We start from the raw sequence: 12,352 nt of genomic DNA on the forward strand, positions 1-12,352 counted from the left end.
TCTGTCGCAAGGCAGTCATCGTCGTCACTCCTGTTGTATGACCCACGTGGGTCAATCAACAGTGTGGCCCGATGAGGCAAAAAACGTGGTTCGTCGACAGCTACCGCGAAGCGGTTTAGTTCAACAGGTATTAGACGGCGCGTCCTATGATTGGATGAACGTGCCAGCATGTTTACTTAGCAAATGTAGCCTACCTTTTCGTGCATAACCACATGATTTTAAATTAAATTAATATCAATTAGACTCTATTTGCAGAATTCGCATTCTTGCGCATTTTGCAAATCCCAATAATACTGTATGCATATCCACCATCAGGAGATAGAAACCAAATGGATATGCAAAGCAGGCCTCCTAAACTAATGGATCGTGTGAAAGCTGTTATGCGGGTAAAGCGCTATAGCCCGCGTACTGAAAAAACATACTGTTACTGGATACGTTACTTCATTCGTTATCATGGGGTGCGTCACCCTGCCAGTATGGGCCCTTCTGAAGTGCAGGCTTTTCTGGAGCACCTTGCCGTAGAGCGATATGTGGCTGCAGCTACACAAAACCAAGCGCTTAATGCTTTAGTATTTCTGTATCGCCATATCCTTGATATGCCATTAGGTGATATTGGTACCTTTTCACGAGCTAAACGCCCGCGTCGATTACCTGTCGTGCTTTCTCACGAAGAGGTTATGCGCGTATTAAATCAATTGTCTGGGCCTATGAATTTGATGGCAACCCTGATGTATGGCTCAGGACTGAGACTCATCGAAACGTGTCGTTTGCGCGTAAGAGATATTGATACCGAACGCCATATCATCACCGTCAGGGCAGGGAAAGGTGATAAAGACCGAACCACTTTAACCCGCTGTCTGTCTTCCCGCATTAGAGGCGCAAATTGAGTCGGCTGAACGGCAACTTGCCTATCGGCTAGCACGTGGTCGCGTACCAGTAACTTTACCTCATGCTCTGGATCGTAAGTACCCAAACGCCGGCATTTCCCTAGGTTGGCAATGGCTGTTTCCTGCCAGCCGCCCTTGCTGTGATGATGCCGGGAACGTCGTTCTTCACCATATTCATTCATCGGCTGTGCAAAAGGCCGTGAAGCAGGCGATGAAATCTGCATCATTGCCACGTCCTGGCTCTTGCCATACCTTACGGCACAGTTTCGCTACCCAATGACTGAGCCCAAGCACGGACATTCGCACAGTACAAGAATTGCTAGGCCACAAAAGTATCGAGACAACGCAAATTTATACGCATGTAATAGGGAAGGAATTTGCAGGTGTGCGCTGCCCTTTAGGCTAATGAGCTTAAACGAAACCACGCTACCGCCAAGGCGCACCTAGATTACGATAAAACGCTCCAGCTGCGACCGAATCTGACTAATTAATCATACCTTATTCATAAATTTGGATTAGGTCACGTATCGATGAAAAAAAGTGTTTCCTCTCTGAGGGCAACGGCTCGTTAGTTGCATGGATCTGGCATCGCTTCGCGATGCTCCCGCGGGTGCCTCATTTGCTCGTTCCTCGCAGATTCGTTACCACGCGCTACGAAATGTGGCTACGCAAGTAATGGTGCCAGTGTACAAAATGCTCTTGCCTCATAACTCGTTGCCGCTGGCCTTCCTTTGCAAATCCTATTAGCCTGCTAATTCACTATTAAGGGGTTGGCATGCAAGAGACGACTTCTCGGCAGCGCTTGGCGGGCGTGCTGATTTTGCTTGGGCTTATCGCACAAATTATCGGTTTTACCAGTTGGTTGAGCACTGCGAATGCGGTGAGCTATTTGCTGTGGGTGGCAGTTGTGTTGCTGTGGCGGGATATTCCTAAGCGTTCGCGTATACAGGCGGGCGTGCTGATTGCGCTGGGCGCTGGCATGCTGCTGGTGGCGCGGTTTGTGTATGGCGCCGAGGTGGATTGGCCCGCTATGTTGCAGGGCAATTCGTTTGTGGCGGCGATGCTGGTGGGCGTTAGTTTTATTTCGCTGATTGGGAAGCAAGGCAACAAGGGCGCGACAGGCAGCCGAGTGACTGGGGCGGGGGGTATTTTACGTACCTGGCTGGGAGTGCACTTTCTGGGCACGATTTTAAATCTCTCTACCGTGTTTATGGTGGGCGATAAGCTATCCCGGCGTGGGCCGCTCACTACGCCGCAGCTGTTGGCGCTTAACCGTGGGCTGAGCAGCGCGGCGCTGTGGTCGCCGTTTTTTGCCTCCATGGGCGTGGTGATTGCGCTGGTGCCCGACGTTGAGTACGCGCAAATTGCCGTGGTGGGCTTTCCCATGGCGATGCTGTCAGGGCTATTAACCACGCTGGAACTTCGGCGCCGGTTTGATCTCAGCGAGGTGGATGGCTATTCCCTGGCGCCACGTAGCCTGTTTATGCCAGTGGGTATGGCAGCGTTGGTGATGCTTTTTCACTTTGTGCTCACCCCTGCCCTTACCATTGTCAGCATTATTACCTTTCTGCTGCCCAGCGTGGCGGTATTGAGCAACCTACCCCATGGGCCCCGTTTTACCCTGCGACGCATTCGCCAGCACACCACCACGCGGCTACCCGCCATGCGCGGGGAAATTTCGCTGTTTTTAGCCGCGGGGCTATTAACGATTGGTCTTTCAACCCTGGTAACAGCGGCAGCTGGCAGCGACTGGACGCTGTTCACCCGCTTTGGCACACCTCAGGCGATGCTTAGCTTTGCAGCGATTACCCTAAGCGCACTGGCAGGGCTTCATCCCATTATTGGGGTGTCGGTGTTGGCCTCGATACTGAACCTGCAGAACGGAGAACAGACCGTGTTTGCGTTTGTGGCGTTAACCTCGTGGGCAGTGGGCACCAGCGTGGGCCCGCTTTCGGGGATCAACCTGTCACTGCAGGGGCGCTATGGGGTGAGCGGCTACCGCATGATGAAAAATAACCTGCTCTATGCAGCAGTCATGAGCCTGCTCTCGCTAGGGGCGATCGCAGGCGTCAGCTTACTGGTTACCTAATCGATCAGGTCTCAATGATTTTATTGGGAAAACGGTAGAAGTAGCGATGGCCACACTGATGGCAAGGCTCCAGGCGCGCAACGGTAGGCAGCATCACCTGGGCATCACAGTGTGTGCAGGCCATTAGGCCAGGCGCCGCCATCTCACCTTCGCAGTAGTCAGCGCGGGCAGCTTCTAAATCTTCTTCGAAGCGCTCGCGTTCGACCACGCTGCGGTCAGCAATCGAAAGCAGCGACTCCGCCACGCGGCGCGAAAGGCCGTCAATGTCGATGCCCAGCCAGCTGGCTACCTGCTTGCCGGTATCTGCCATGTAGTAGCGCATATCTTTCAGGTCACGCTCTACCCAGGCGCGCAGCAGGGCTAGCTCATCTTTGGTGTACTCCTCTAGCTCCGCTTCAAACTCGACCGCGTCGTCCAAATCCTTCTGCAAGTTTTCCCAGGTTAGCTCATTGGCGCCCCCCTGCATCCGCTCTAGCAAGCGCTCATAGCCTTCGCGTAGGCGATTGTCATTCTGCTGTTCACTCATGGTGCCTCTCCTTTTGTCGACGCGTGCAGTTACCTATCATCGGCTTACCGTTCAAGGATACACCCGCATAGGATACAATCGACCTCACTTATCTGACAGATGTCATCTAACATTCACTTTGCGCCCCTTTTGGGCGAATACGCCAAGGCATTAATAAACCGATGGACGCACACTACAGCCCTCGTGATATCGAACGCGACGCCCAGCAGTACTGGGACAAACATCAGTGCTTCAAAGCCGTAGAGGACGCCAACCGCGAGAAGTTCTACTGCCTCTCCATGTTCCCCTACCCCAGCGGCAAGCTGCACATGGGCCACGTGCGTAACTACACTATCGGCGACGTTGTGTCCCGTTTCCAGCGCATGCAGGGTAAAAATGTCATGCAGCCCATGGGCTGGGATGCTTTCGGCATGCCCGCAGAAAACGCCGCCATTCAGAATCAGGTGCCGCCTGCCAAGTGGACTTACCAAAACATCGATTACATGCGCAATCAGTTGAAGGCATTGGGCTTTGCCTATGACTGGAGCCGCGAGTTCGCCACCTGCGATACCAGCTACTACCGCTGGGAGCAGTGGTTCTTCACCAAGCTGGTAGAAAAAGGCTTGGTGTATAAGAAGATGTCGACGGTTAACTGGGATCCGGTGGATCAAACCGTGCTCGCCAATGAGCAAGTTATCGAAGGTCGCGGCTGGCGCTCTGGTGCCTTGGTTGAGCGTAAAGAGATCCCGTTGTGGTTCTTGAAGATTACCGATTACGCCGATGAACTGCTGGCTGACCTGGATAAAGTGGAGTGGCCAGAACAGGTCAAAACCATGCAGCGCAACTGGATTGGCAAATCCCGCGGTGTCGAGCTGACCTTTGATGTTAAAGGCGCTGATGGCCAAGCCAATGAGCCGCTAGCGGTTTACACCACCCGCCCGGATACCCTGTTGGGCGTTACTTATGTGGCGGTTGCCGCTGGCCACCCGCTGGCCAAGCAGGCGGCGGAGCAGAACAGTGAGCTTGCAGCTTTCTGCGATGAGTGCGCCAGGGGTGGCACTTCCGAAGCCGAGATGGCCACCAAAGAGAAGAAAGGCATGCTCACCGGGCATACGGCGGTTCACCCGCTAACGGGCGATGAAGTGCCCGTTTACGTGGCTAACTTTGTACTGATGGAGTTTGGTACCGGTGCGGTGATGGCGGTACCCGGCCACGACCAGCGCGATTGGGAATTTGCCACCAAGTACGGGATTGCCATCAAACCGGTCATCGCCGATGAAAGCGGCCAGCCTGCCGACGTTTCTGAGGCGGCCTACGCCGAATACGGCAAGCTGGTTAATTCAGGTCAATTTGATGGCCTTGATTTTGAACAAGCCTTTGATGCCATTGCCGCCAAACTAGCTGAGCTTGGTCGTGGTGAAGTCAAAACCAACTACCGCCTGCGCGATTGGGGCGTTGCCCGCCAGCGTTACTGGGGCGCGCCAATTCCGGTCAAATACGGCCCGGAAGGTCAAACCGTTCCGCTCACCGATGATGAACTGCCGGTATCGCTACCCATGGAAGTCACCGTAGACGCCTCGGGCTCGCCGCTGAAGAAGATGCCAGCGTTTTCTGACCTGGGCGATGGCTGGACGCGCGAAACCGACACCTTCGACACCTTTATGGAGTCGTCTTGGTACTACGCGCGCTTCTGCTGTGCGGATAACACCGAAGCAATGCTGGATGAGCGCGCCAACTACTGGCTGCCGGTTGACCTCTACATTGGCGGTATCGAGCACGCCATCCTGCACCTGTTGTATGCGCGTTTCTTCCACAAGCTGATGCGTGACTTTGGCTTGGTGGATTCCGACGAGCCCTTCCAGCAGCTTCTGACCCAAGGCATGGTCATTGCGGAAACCTTCTACCGCTCCACTGATAACGGTGGCAAGCAGTGGTTTAACCCCGCTGACGTGGAAGTGAAGCGTGATGAGAAAGGCCGCCCGCTGAGCGCAATCCTTATGAGCGACGGCGAGCCGGTGGAAATGGGTGGCATCGAAAAGATGTCCAAGTCGAAAAACAACGGCGTTGATCCGCAGTCGATGATCGACAAGTTTGGTGCCGATACCGTACGCCTGTTTATGATGTTTGCCGCCCCCCCCGAGCAGTCCCTGGAGTGGTCGGATTCAGGTGTAGAGGGCGCGCACCGCTTCTTGAAGCGCCTATGGCGTCAAGTCAATGAGCACTTGGCAGCGGGCACGCCCGGCACGCTGGACGTCAATGCACTTAACGACGATCAAAAGACGCTGCGCCGGAAAACCCACGAGACTATCAAGAAAGCCAGCGACGACATTGGCCGCCGCACCACTTTCAATACCGCCATTGCTGCGGTGATGGAGCTGTCCAACGCTATCGGTAAGTTCGACGATAGCTCCGAACTTGGCCTGGCGGTTAGCCGTGAAGCGCTGGAAGCCTGCGTATTGCTGCTCTCGCCGATTACGCCGCACCTGTGCCATAGTCTCTGGGAAGCGTTTGGCCATTCAGGCCCGGCCATTGAAGCAACCTGGCCGGTAGTAGATGAATCCGCCCTTACCCGCGACAGCATTGAGCTGGTGGTACAGGTCAACGGTAAACTGCGTGCTCGACTTGAAGTACCGGCAAGCGCAGATAAGGCGTCTATTGAAAAGCTGGCGATGGAGCATGAAAACGTTCAGCGCTTCCTCGAGGGCAACACCGTACGTAAAGTGATCGTAGTGCCCGGCAAACTGGTTAATATCGTGGTGAGTGGATGAACCGACGCACATTTTTAACCGCTAGCATCGCCGCCTCGGCGGCGGTGCTGCTCAGCGGCTGTGGGTTTCGGCTACGCGGCTCTGAATCGCTGCCTACGCTGCCCCCCCTTGCTTTAGAAGGCGACACCAACAGTGCCGTCGCTCAGCAGATCGCCTCACGTCTTCAGCAGTTAGGCACCCAGGTCGCCGCTGATGCGCCTTGGAGGGTCACGTTGGGCACGCCTGTTTTAACCGAGCGTCGACTCGGCGGTGATGGCAGAGCAAGCCGCGAGCACGAGCTAACGCTCAGCGCCAGACTCTCAGTTCAGGAGCGAGCATCGAATGCCTACCACATCAATAATGAAACGCTGTCGACGGATACCCGCATTCGCGTTAGCGATGACGACCTGCTTAACCGCGAAACGCTCATGATGGAAGCAGAACAGACGCTTGCACGCCAGTTGTCTCAGCAAATCATTGAGCGCCTTACTTACGTTGAGGGCATGCAGTGAAGGTATTTGCTGATCAGCTACCCGCTGCGTTAGCAAAAAAGCTACCCCGCGTAGTGATCGTAGCGGGGGATGAGCCCTTACAGCATCGCGACGCCTGCGATGCTGTAAGGGCCGCAGCTCGCCGGGGTGGTGTCGAGGAGCGTGAAGTACTCGATGTCGAGCCCAATTTTGCCTGGGGTCGCTTGATGGAAATGTCGAGCAACCTCTCGCTGTTTGCGACCAGCAAGCTACTGGAGTTGCGCTTAGGCAATCACAAGTTAGGGCAAGAAGGCAGCAAAGCGTTAGCGCAGTACGCCGAAACTCTGGATAACAGCGATGACGTTCTGCTCATTGGTATGGGCAAGCTTGATGCCAAGCAGCAAAAAAGCGCTTGGTTCAAAGCGCTGGATAAGCACGGCTTGTTTGTTCCCGTGTGGCCCGTGGACGCTTCCCGCTTGGGCTACTGGCTACGGGATCGTGCTTCATTGCACGGTCTACAAATTGATCTGGAAGCCGCTCGCCTGCTGGGAGAGCGCACCGAAGGCAATCTTTTGGCCGCTGACCAAGAGTTGCAAAAGCTGGCGCTGATTCACCCCCAAGGCACCCGCTTGAACGTGGAAAGTATTGCCCAGGGAGTAGAAGACAGCACCCGCTTTGATGTCTTCAATTTGGCCGATGCCTGCCTGAAAGGCGAACCCAGCCGCGCTTCGCGCATTGTGAATGGCTTACGCAGTGAAGGCGTTGAGGCGCCTATCGTGCTGTGGGCGCTTAGCCGAGAGCTACGCACGCTGCTCTCGCTGCATCAGCACCTGGATCAAGGGCAGAGTTTTGAGCACGCCTGCAAAACCCAAAAGCCGATGATTTTTGATAAGCGCCGCCCCGCTTACCAGAAAGCCATTGGCCGCCTGCCCATGAAGCGCTTACATAAATTGCTATTAATGGCCCAGCGGCTCGACTTAGCCGTCAAGGGGGCAGCAGCGGTGCCACTATGGCCCGGCTTACACGATTTAGCCATGACCATGGCCGGGGGCCGCGGGCTGCTCTCAGAATCCGCCTGGACCTATCGCATTAGTGCAAATAATTAGCACTTTGCATATTACGCTTAAAAATCAAACCATTTGTTTCTATACTCATTCCTTACCACCCCGACTAGTCTATAAGGAAGAAGACGATGAAAACATTGCGTGCTTACCTCTCTACCCTACTGATTGCAGCGCTGGTTATTACCAGCTTACCCGTTGCCGCTGCACCCACTGCGCCCCAATCAATGGATTTAGTCTCCACCCAATCTGTTTTGGCAGCTGACCGTGCTGGCGCTGATCGCGAACGGATTAACGAGATCCTGGCCCGCGCCGATGTGCAAGATCAGCTGGTAAAACAGGGTGTTGATCTGGACGAAGTCGAGGCTCGCGTTGCATCACTCAGTGATGCTGAAGCACAGCAAATGGCCGATCAGCTTGAGCAACTGCCAGCCGGTGCCGGCGTTGTAGGCGCTTTATTTGCCGTTTTCATTATTTTGCTGGTAACCGACATTCTCGGCCTAACCGACGTTTACCCGTTTACTCGCTAATACAAGGCCGCTCATGACCTACCTGTTTTCCAACGCCCGCTTTGCGGGCGTTTTTATTATGCTACTACTGCTCAGCGGCTGTGCGCGAAATCCGGTATTACTGCAAAGCACCTATCAAGCCCTACCGCCCCATACAGAAATCACCAGCGTACCGTTTTACGCCCAAACAGAATTTCAGTGCGGCCCTGCCACGCTGGCAATGGTACTCAATCACCAGGGTGTCGACACCGACGTTGAGGAGCTGATTCCTCAAGTATTTCTGCCCGGACGCGATGGCAGTGTGCAGCCAGAAATGCTGGCAACGGTGAGACGGCATGAGCAGCTCGCGTTTCCTATTCGCGGCACCATGGACGCCCTATTAAACCATTTGGCAGCGGGCGACCCGGTGGTCGTTATGCAGAATTTGTCGCTGCCGATTTATCCAATGTGGCACTACGCTGTGGCCATTGGTTACGATTTGCCCAGTGAAACGCTTATTCTGCGCAGCGGCGAGATTGAGCGCCATACCATGTCGTTCAGCCGTTTCGATGCCACTTGGGCACGCACAGAGCGCTGGGGATTTGTGGTGGCCGAACCAGGTACTTTGCCTACAGGTATTACTGCCCGCAACGCCTTAGAAGCGCTTAGCGCCTACGAAGAGGCCCATGGGCCACGCGCCACGCTTTCAAGCTGGCAAGCGTTTGCAAAACGCCATCCCACTAACGCTATGGGGCAGTTTACGTTAGGCAATGCGCTTTACGCAGATCAACAACCCGACAACGCACGCAAGGCGTTTGAACGGGCAACCGAGCTGGATGAGTCAATGGGCGCTGCATGGCTAAATCTAGGCCTTTTACTACTGCAAAGCGATGCGCCTGAAGACGCGCGCGAAGCATTAACCCACGCTGCCTCCCTTGATGGTAGCTGGCGAGAAAAAGCAAGCTTAGCCTTAGACTCTCTAAATAACGATTAAATATCAATCACTAACAGCGTTATTAATAATAACGAGCACAAGTATGATCCTGCAATTAGTAAAGTTGTGGGATGGCAGACTCGGCGGGTGAGTGCTTAAGTTGCATAAGGATGAAGTCTTTAAGCTGTTCATTGGATTACCTACCCATTAACGGAGAGGTGCCATGCAGAACTGCCCTTTGCAACGGAAGCACTCTTTTGATGATTACGTGTTTTTACCAAACGTACTCTCGCCTGCTCGGCAGTATACAGAGAGGGGCGGCATCACTGCCTGCTTGCTGATTATCTCATGATGATGCGCCACTTTCTTCGTCAGCCCGGTGGGCGCTTAGCATCCATTTTTGCCGTCCTTCTTTGCGCTATGTCCGCAGTAATGGGCAGCTATGTTTACAGTGCGTGCCAAAAAGCTAGCGCCGATTACACCACGCTAGTGAGTGATATTGTTCTAGCCCAACAGGCCACGCCTCAGTTACGGGCCGCATTAGAGGAAGGCAGCCGCCAGCCTAGCAGCGAACACATTAAATACATCGATTATTTTATTTCACTTTCCAAACAGCATTTAAATAACATACAGAGCAGTATTGAACGCCACCGATATCTCATCTCGGACGTTGAATACCTGCATAATCACTTCAGCGAGCTTAACAATCGCCTTTCAGACTTAACCCAGCAGTCACAGCAAGCCCAACAGCGCCCAGAGCTGATTGATCCGTTACAACGGGTTGCCATGGAGGTAGGCGGCGCTCAGGCTTGGCTATACAACCAGCTGCTAGAAGAAGTGCGCGACACCTCTGTTCAGCAACGTTTGGTGATGCAGCGACTCTCGATTGCGGTGAGTGCGCTATTGGTGTTAATGGTCAGCGCTGCAATTACACTCTGCCTAGCGGTTATTCATCTCCACCGTCAGCGCAACGTCATGCATCAGCTAATGCTAACCGATGAACTGACCGGGCTATATAACCGGCGCCATTTGGTCAATATAGCATCCGCTGCGCTTACCCAAGCCCAGCGCGATCGAGCACCGCTTAGCCTGCTGCTGTTAGATCTTGATCACTTCAAGCAAATTAATGATACCTACGGGCACCCAACCGGCGATGAGGTACTTCGCCAGATCAGTAAGCAGCTTCGCGAGCTTAGCCGTCCATCGGATACATTAGCGAGGATTGGTGGAGAGGAGTTTTGTTTATTGATGCCCAACACCGCTACCCATGATGCACTTCAGGTAGCAGATCGGCTGCGCCGAGAGGTCGAAGTTAATACGCTGAGCGGTATAGAGCAGCAAACCAACCCGACTATTAGCATTGGCGTGACGACGTGCCAAGTCGGCTCGCTGACGTTTGAGCAGCTTTATTCGTTTGCCGATAAAGCGCTCTATCAAGCTAAAGCACTGGGGCGCAACCGCGTTGAAAAACTGTTGCCCCCCACTGAGCCGTCACCTGATAACAAACCACAAGCTTACGGCCATACGCTTATTCGCGAATCCAGTGACTCTTAAACGTCTACGACAAAGGCAACTTCTTCATAGGGCACTTTGGCTTCGGTAAGTTCACGCTCATTGGGGCCGAACGAGCTAATCTCAGGGATGGTGTAGATTCCGGTAGGTACATCACTCACAAAGCGATACTCTTTATCGAGCAACTCATTGCACGAGTTCAAGCCTTGGTCGTAAGCCGCGCTCGCCAAACTCGGCCAGCCAATTACATCGCCCGCTGCGTAGATATGGGAAACCGCAGTGCGGTAGTGCTCATCAACGCTTAGCTGGCCACGCCCATTGGCGGTTAAGCCAATGTTCTCAAGGCCTAAGCTGTCGGTATTACCGGTTCGCCCATTGGCCCACAAAAATGCATCAGCGCGAATTTTCTTGCCTGACTTGAGACGCACGACGACGCCTGACTCATCGCCCTCAACGCTCTCGTATTCTTCATTATGGCGAACCAGCACACCGTGCTTACGCAAATGGTAGGAGAGTGCATCGCTAATCTCATCGTCCAGGAACGACAGCAGGCTGTCACGGTTATTAATGAGATCAACTTTGACGCCCAAGCCCGAAAAGATCGATGCATATTCACAGCCAATCACCCCGGCGCCAAAAATTACCAGCGTGCGCGGGGTATGCGAGAGGCTTAATATGGTGTCAGAGCAGTAAATACGCGGATGGCGGAAGTTAATATCCGCCGGGCGGTAAGGGCGAGAACCAGTGGCAATCACGATTTTCTTCGCCACCAGTTCTTCCATGCCTTCCTGGCGGTCACGCACCAACAAGGTGTGCTCATCTTTAAATCGGGCGACGCCATGAAACAGATCAATGCGGTTGCGCGCATAGAAGGTGGTACGCATCTCTACCTGTTTATCGATGGTACCCCTTGAGCGTTCCATCACTTTGGGGAAGGAGAACCAGCGCGGCTCACCAATATCGCGGAACATACGGTTGGTGTTGAACGCCATGATCTGTTTCACCTGATGGCGCAGCGCTTTGGAAGGAATGGTACCCCAGTGAGTACAATTGCCACCTACCTGAACCTGTTTCTCAATAATCGCTACACGCTTGCCATGCTTTGCAGCGTTGATAGCAGCGCTTTCTCCTGCAGGCCCCGTACCGATCACCACAACATCGTAATTGTGAACCGCCATGCTCTCTGCGTCCCCTTGCTATTTTTGGTCAATCATCCCGTTGCATACAACGCAGTCTTGTTAGCGACGTGTAGCATCATAGCCCAAATCGGCACCACGGCTTTCATCGCTACGGCGGCGCACACCTCCGCGCTTGCGGTTCTCTTCTTCACAAACCTCATCTTTGCCACCGCAAATATCACAGCCATCTTTCATGCCGATTTGATTCAAACCGCCGCAAGAACCGGCAATTGGTTTGCGGCCCATGATGACGCCCACAGCCATCGCACCCATAATCAGTGCCATGAAACCGAATACCAGTAGCCAAATAGTCATATCAACCTCCCCGCTTCACATTGCTTCGCTTTAAATTATTGGTCTTACCTGACGACAACAGTCGTCGTGATAAGTGCCTCACGGTCATTCATCATTAAAGTGATTATACCTTAGCCAAGCCCCTCTTATCAGCGCGGTGATAAGTCATTCCCTTCACAAGGTTATA

General features: G+C 53.8%; 11 protein-coding genes and 1 pseudogene. 9 read left to right on the forward strand and 3 right to left on the reverse strand.

All coding sequences use genetic code 11. The features are described 5' to 3' along the window. Positions 1–329 precede the first annotated feature (329 nt). The 3 genes from E0L35_RS19975 (at position 330) to E0L35_RS19990 (ending at position 2,976) form a co-directional block, all read left to right on the forward strand. Positions 330–887: a phage integrase N-terminal SAM-like domain-containing protein gene (locus E0L35_RS19975; protein ID WP_022523182.1), complete on the forward strand. Its 558-nt coding sequence runs from the start codon at positions 330–332 to the stop codon at positions 885–887. 316 nt (positions 888–1,203) lie between these two features. Next, positions 1,204–1,293, forward strand: coding sequence for a hypothetical protein (locus tag E0L35_RS26895; RefSeq protein WP_272946853.1), 90 nt, complete (start codon positions 1,204–1,206; stop codon positions 1,291–1,293). 369 nt (positions 1,294–1,662) lie between these two features. Further along, complete coding sequence (locus E0L35_RS19990) at positions 1,663–2,976, forward strand: hypothetical protein (RefSeq protein ID WP_022523181.1); 1,314 nt, start codon at positions 1,663–1,665, stop codon at positions 2,974–2,976. 4 nt (positions 2,977–2,980) lie between these two features. Here E0L35_RS19990 and E0L35_RS19995 read toward each other — a convergent pair whose 3' ends face one another. Then, the gene (locus E0L35_RS19995) at positions 2,981–3,502 is read right to left on the reverse strand and encodes a zinc ribbon-containing protein (protein ID WP_009286975.1); all 522 of its coding nucleotides are present in this window, start codon (positions 3,500–3,502) and stop codon (positions 2,981–2,983) included. Between the two features lie 161 nt (positions 3,503–3,663). Here E0L35_RS19995 and leuS point away from each other — a divergent pair, with 161 nt between their 5' ends. From leuS to E0L35_RS20025, 6 genes are all read left to right on the forward strand, one after another. Beyond that, on the forward strand, positions 3,664–6,249 hold the full coding sequence (gene leuS, locus E0L35_RS20000; protein WP_022523180.1) for a leucine--tRNA ligase: 2,586 nt from the start codon (positions 3,664–3,666) through the stop codon (positions 6,247–6,249). Beyond that, positions 6,246–6,740, forward strand: coding sequence for a twin-arginine translocation signal domain-containing protein (locus tag E0L35_RS20005; RefSeq protein ID WP_009286977.1), 495 nt, complete (start codon positions 6,246–6,248; stop codon positions 6,738–6,740). Before leuS ends, E0L35_RS20005 begins: the two co-directional genes overlap by 4 nt. Next, positions 6,737–7,804, forward strand: a complete 1,068-nt coding sequence (gene holA / locus E0L35_RS20010) for a DNA polymerase III subunit delta (protein WP_138801268.1) — start codon at positions 6,737–6,739, stop codon at positions 7,802–7,804. Before E0L35_RS20005 ends, holA begins: the two co-directional genes overlap by 4 nt. Before the next feature lie 86 nt (positions 7,805–7,890). Next, positions 7,891–8,289 carry a PA2779 family protein gene (locus E0L35_RS20015; protein WP_009286979.1) on the forward strand — a complete coding sequence of 133 codons (399 nt, stop codon included), beginning with the start codon at positions 7,891–7,893 and terminating at the stop codon, positions 8,287–8,289. Positions 8,290–8,302: 13 nt separating this feature from the next. Further along, a complete protein-coding gene (locus E0L35_RS20020; RefSeq protein WP_138801269.1) occupies positions 8,303–9,241 on the forward strand; it encodes a PA2778 family cysteine peptidase in 939 nt (312 codons plus the stop codon). 288 nt (positions 9,242–9,529) lie between these two features. Next, on the forward strand, positions 9,530–10,735 hold the full coding sequence (locus tag E0L35_RS20025; RefSeq protein ID WP_027957526.1) for a GGDEF domain-containing protein: 1,206 nt from the start codon (positions 9,530–9,532) through the stop codon (positions 10,733–10,735). Positions 10,736–10,758: 23 nt separating this feature from the next. Here the strand turns inward: E0L35_RS20025 and sthA are convergent. Together sthA and nqrM are read right to left on the reverse strand one after the other, a co-directional pair. Next, a pseudogene (gene sthA / locus E0L35_RS20030) lies at positions 10,759–11,871 on the reverse strand (Si-specific NAD(P)(+) transhydrogenase); the annotation flags it as partial. A gap of 60 nt (positions 11,872–11,931) precedes the next feature. Further along, positions 11,932–12,186, reverse strand: a complete 255-nt coding sequence (gene nqrM, locus E0L35_RS20035; RefSeq protein ID WP_022523176.1) for a (Na+)-NQR maturation NqrM — start codon at positions 12,184–12,186, stop codon at positions 11,932–11,934. Between the last annotated feature and the right edge of the window lie 166 nt (positions 12,187–12,352).

Source organism: Halomonas sp. ATBC28 (genome assembly GCF_005937175.1).
GTDB lineage: Bacteria > Pseudomonadota > Gammaproteobacteria > Pseudomonadales > Halomonadaceae > Vreelandella > Vreelandella titanicae.

Coding starts and splice junctions, on each gene's coding strand:
- E0L35_RS20025 (WP_027957526.1), top strand. CDS start 9,530: ATGATGATGCGCCACTTTCTTCGTCAGCCCGGTGGGCGCTTAGCATCC.
- E0L35_RS19975 (WP_022523182.1), top strand. CDS start 330: ATGGATATGCAAAGCAGGCCTCCTAAACTAATGGATCGTGTGAAAGCT.
- E0L35_RS20015 (WP_009286979.1), top strand. CDS start 7,891: ATGAAAACATTGCGTGCTTACCTCTCTACCCTACTGATTGCAGCGCTG.
- nqrM (WP_022523176.1), bottom strand. CDS start 12,186: ATGACTATTTGGCTACTGGTATTCGGTTTCATGGCACTGATTATGGGT.
- E0L35_RS20020 (WP_138801269.1), top strand. CDS start 8,303: ATGACCTACCTGTTTTCCAACGCCCGCTTTGCGGGCGTTTTTATTATG.
- E0L35_RS20005 (WP_009286977.1), top strand. CDS start 6,246: ATGAACCGACGCACATTTTTAACCGCTAGCATCGCCGCCTCGGCGGCG.
- leuS (WP_022523180.1), top strand. CDS start 3,664: ATGGACGCACACTACAGCCCTCGTGATATCGAACGCGACGCCCAGCAG.
- E0L35_RS19990 (WP_022523181.1), top strand. CDS start 1,663: ATGCAAGAGACGACTTCTCGGCAGCGCTTGGCGGGCGTGCTGATTTTG.
- E0L35_RS19995 (WP_009286975.1), bottom strand. CDS start 3,502: ATGAGTGAACAGCAGAATGACAATCGCCTACGCGAAGGCTATGAGCGC.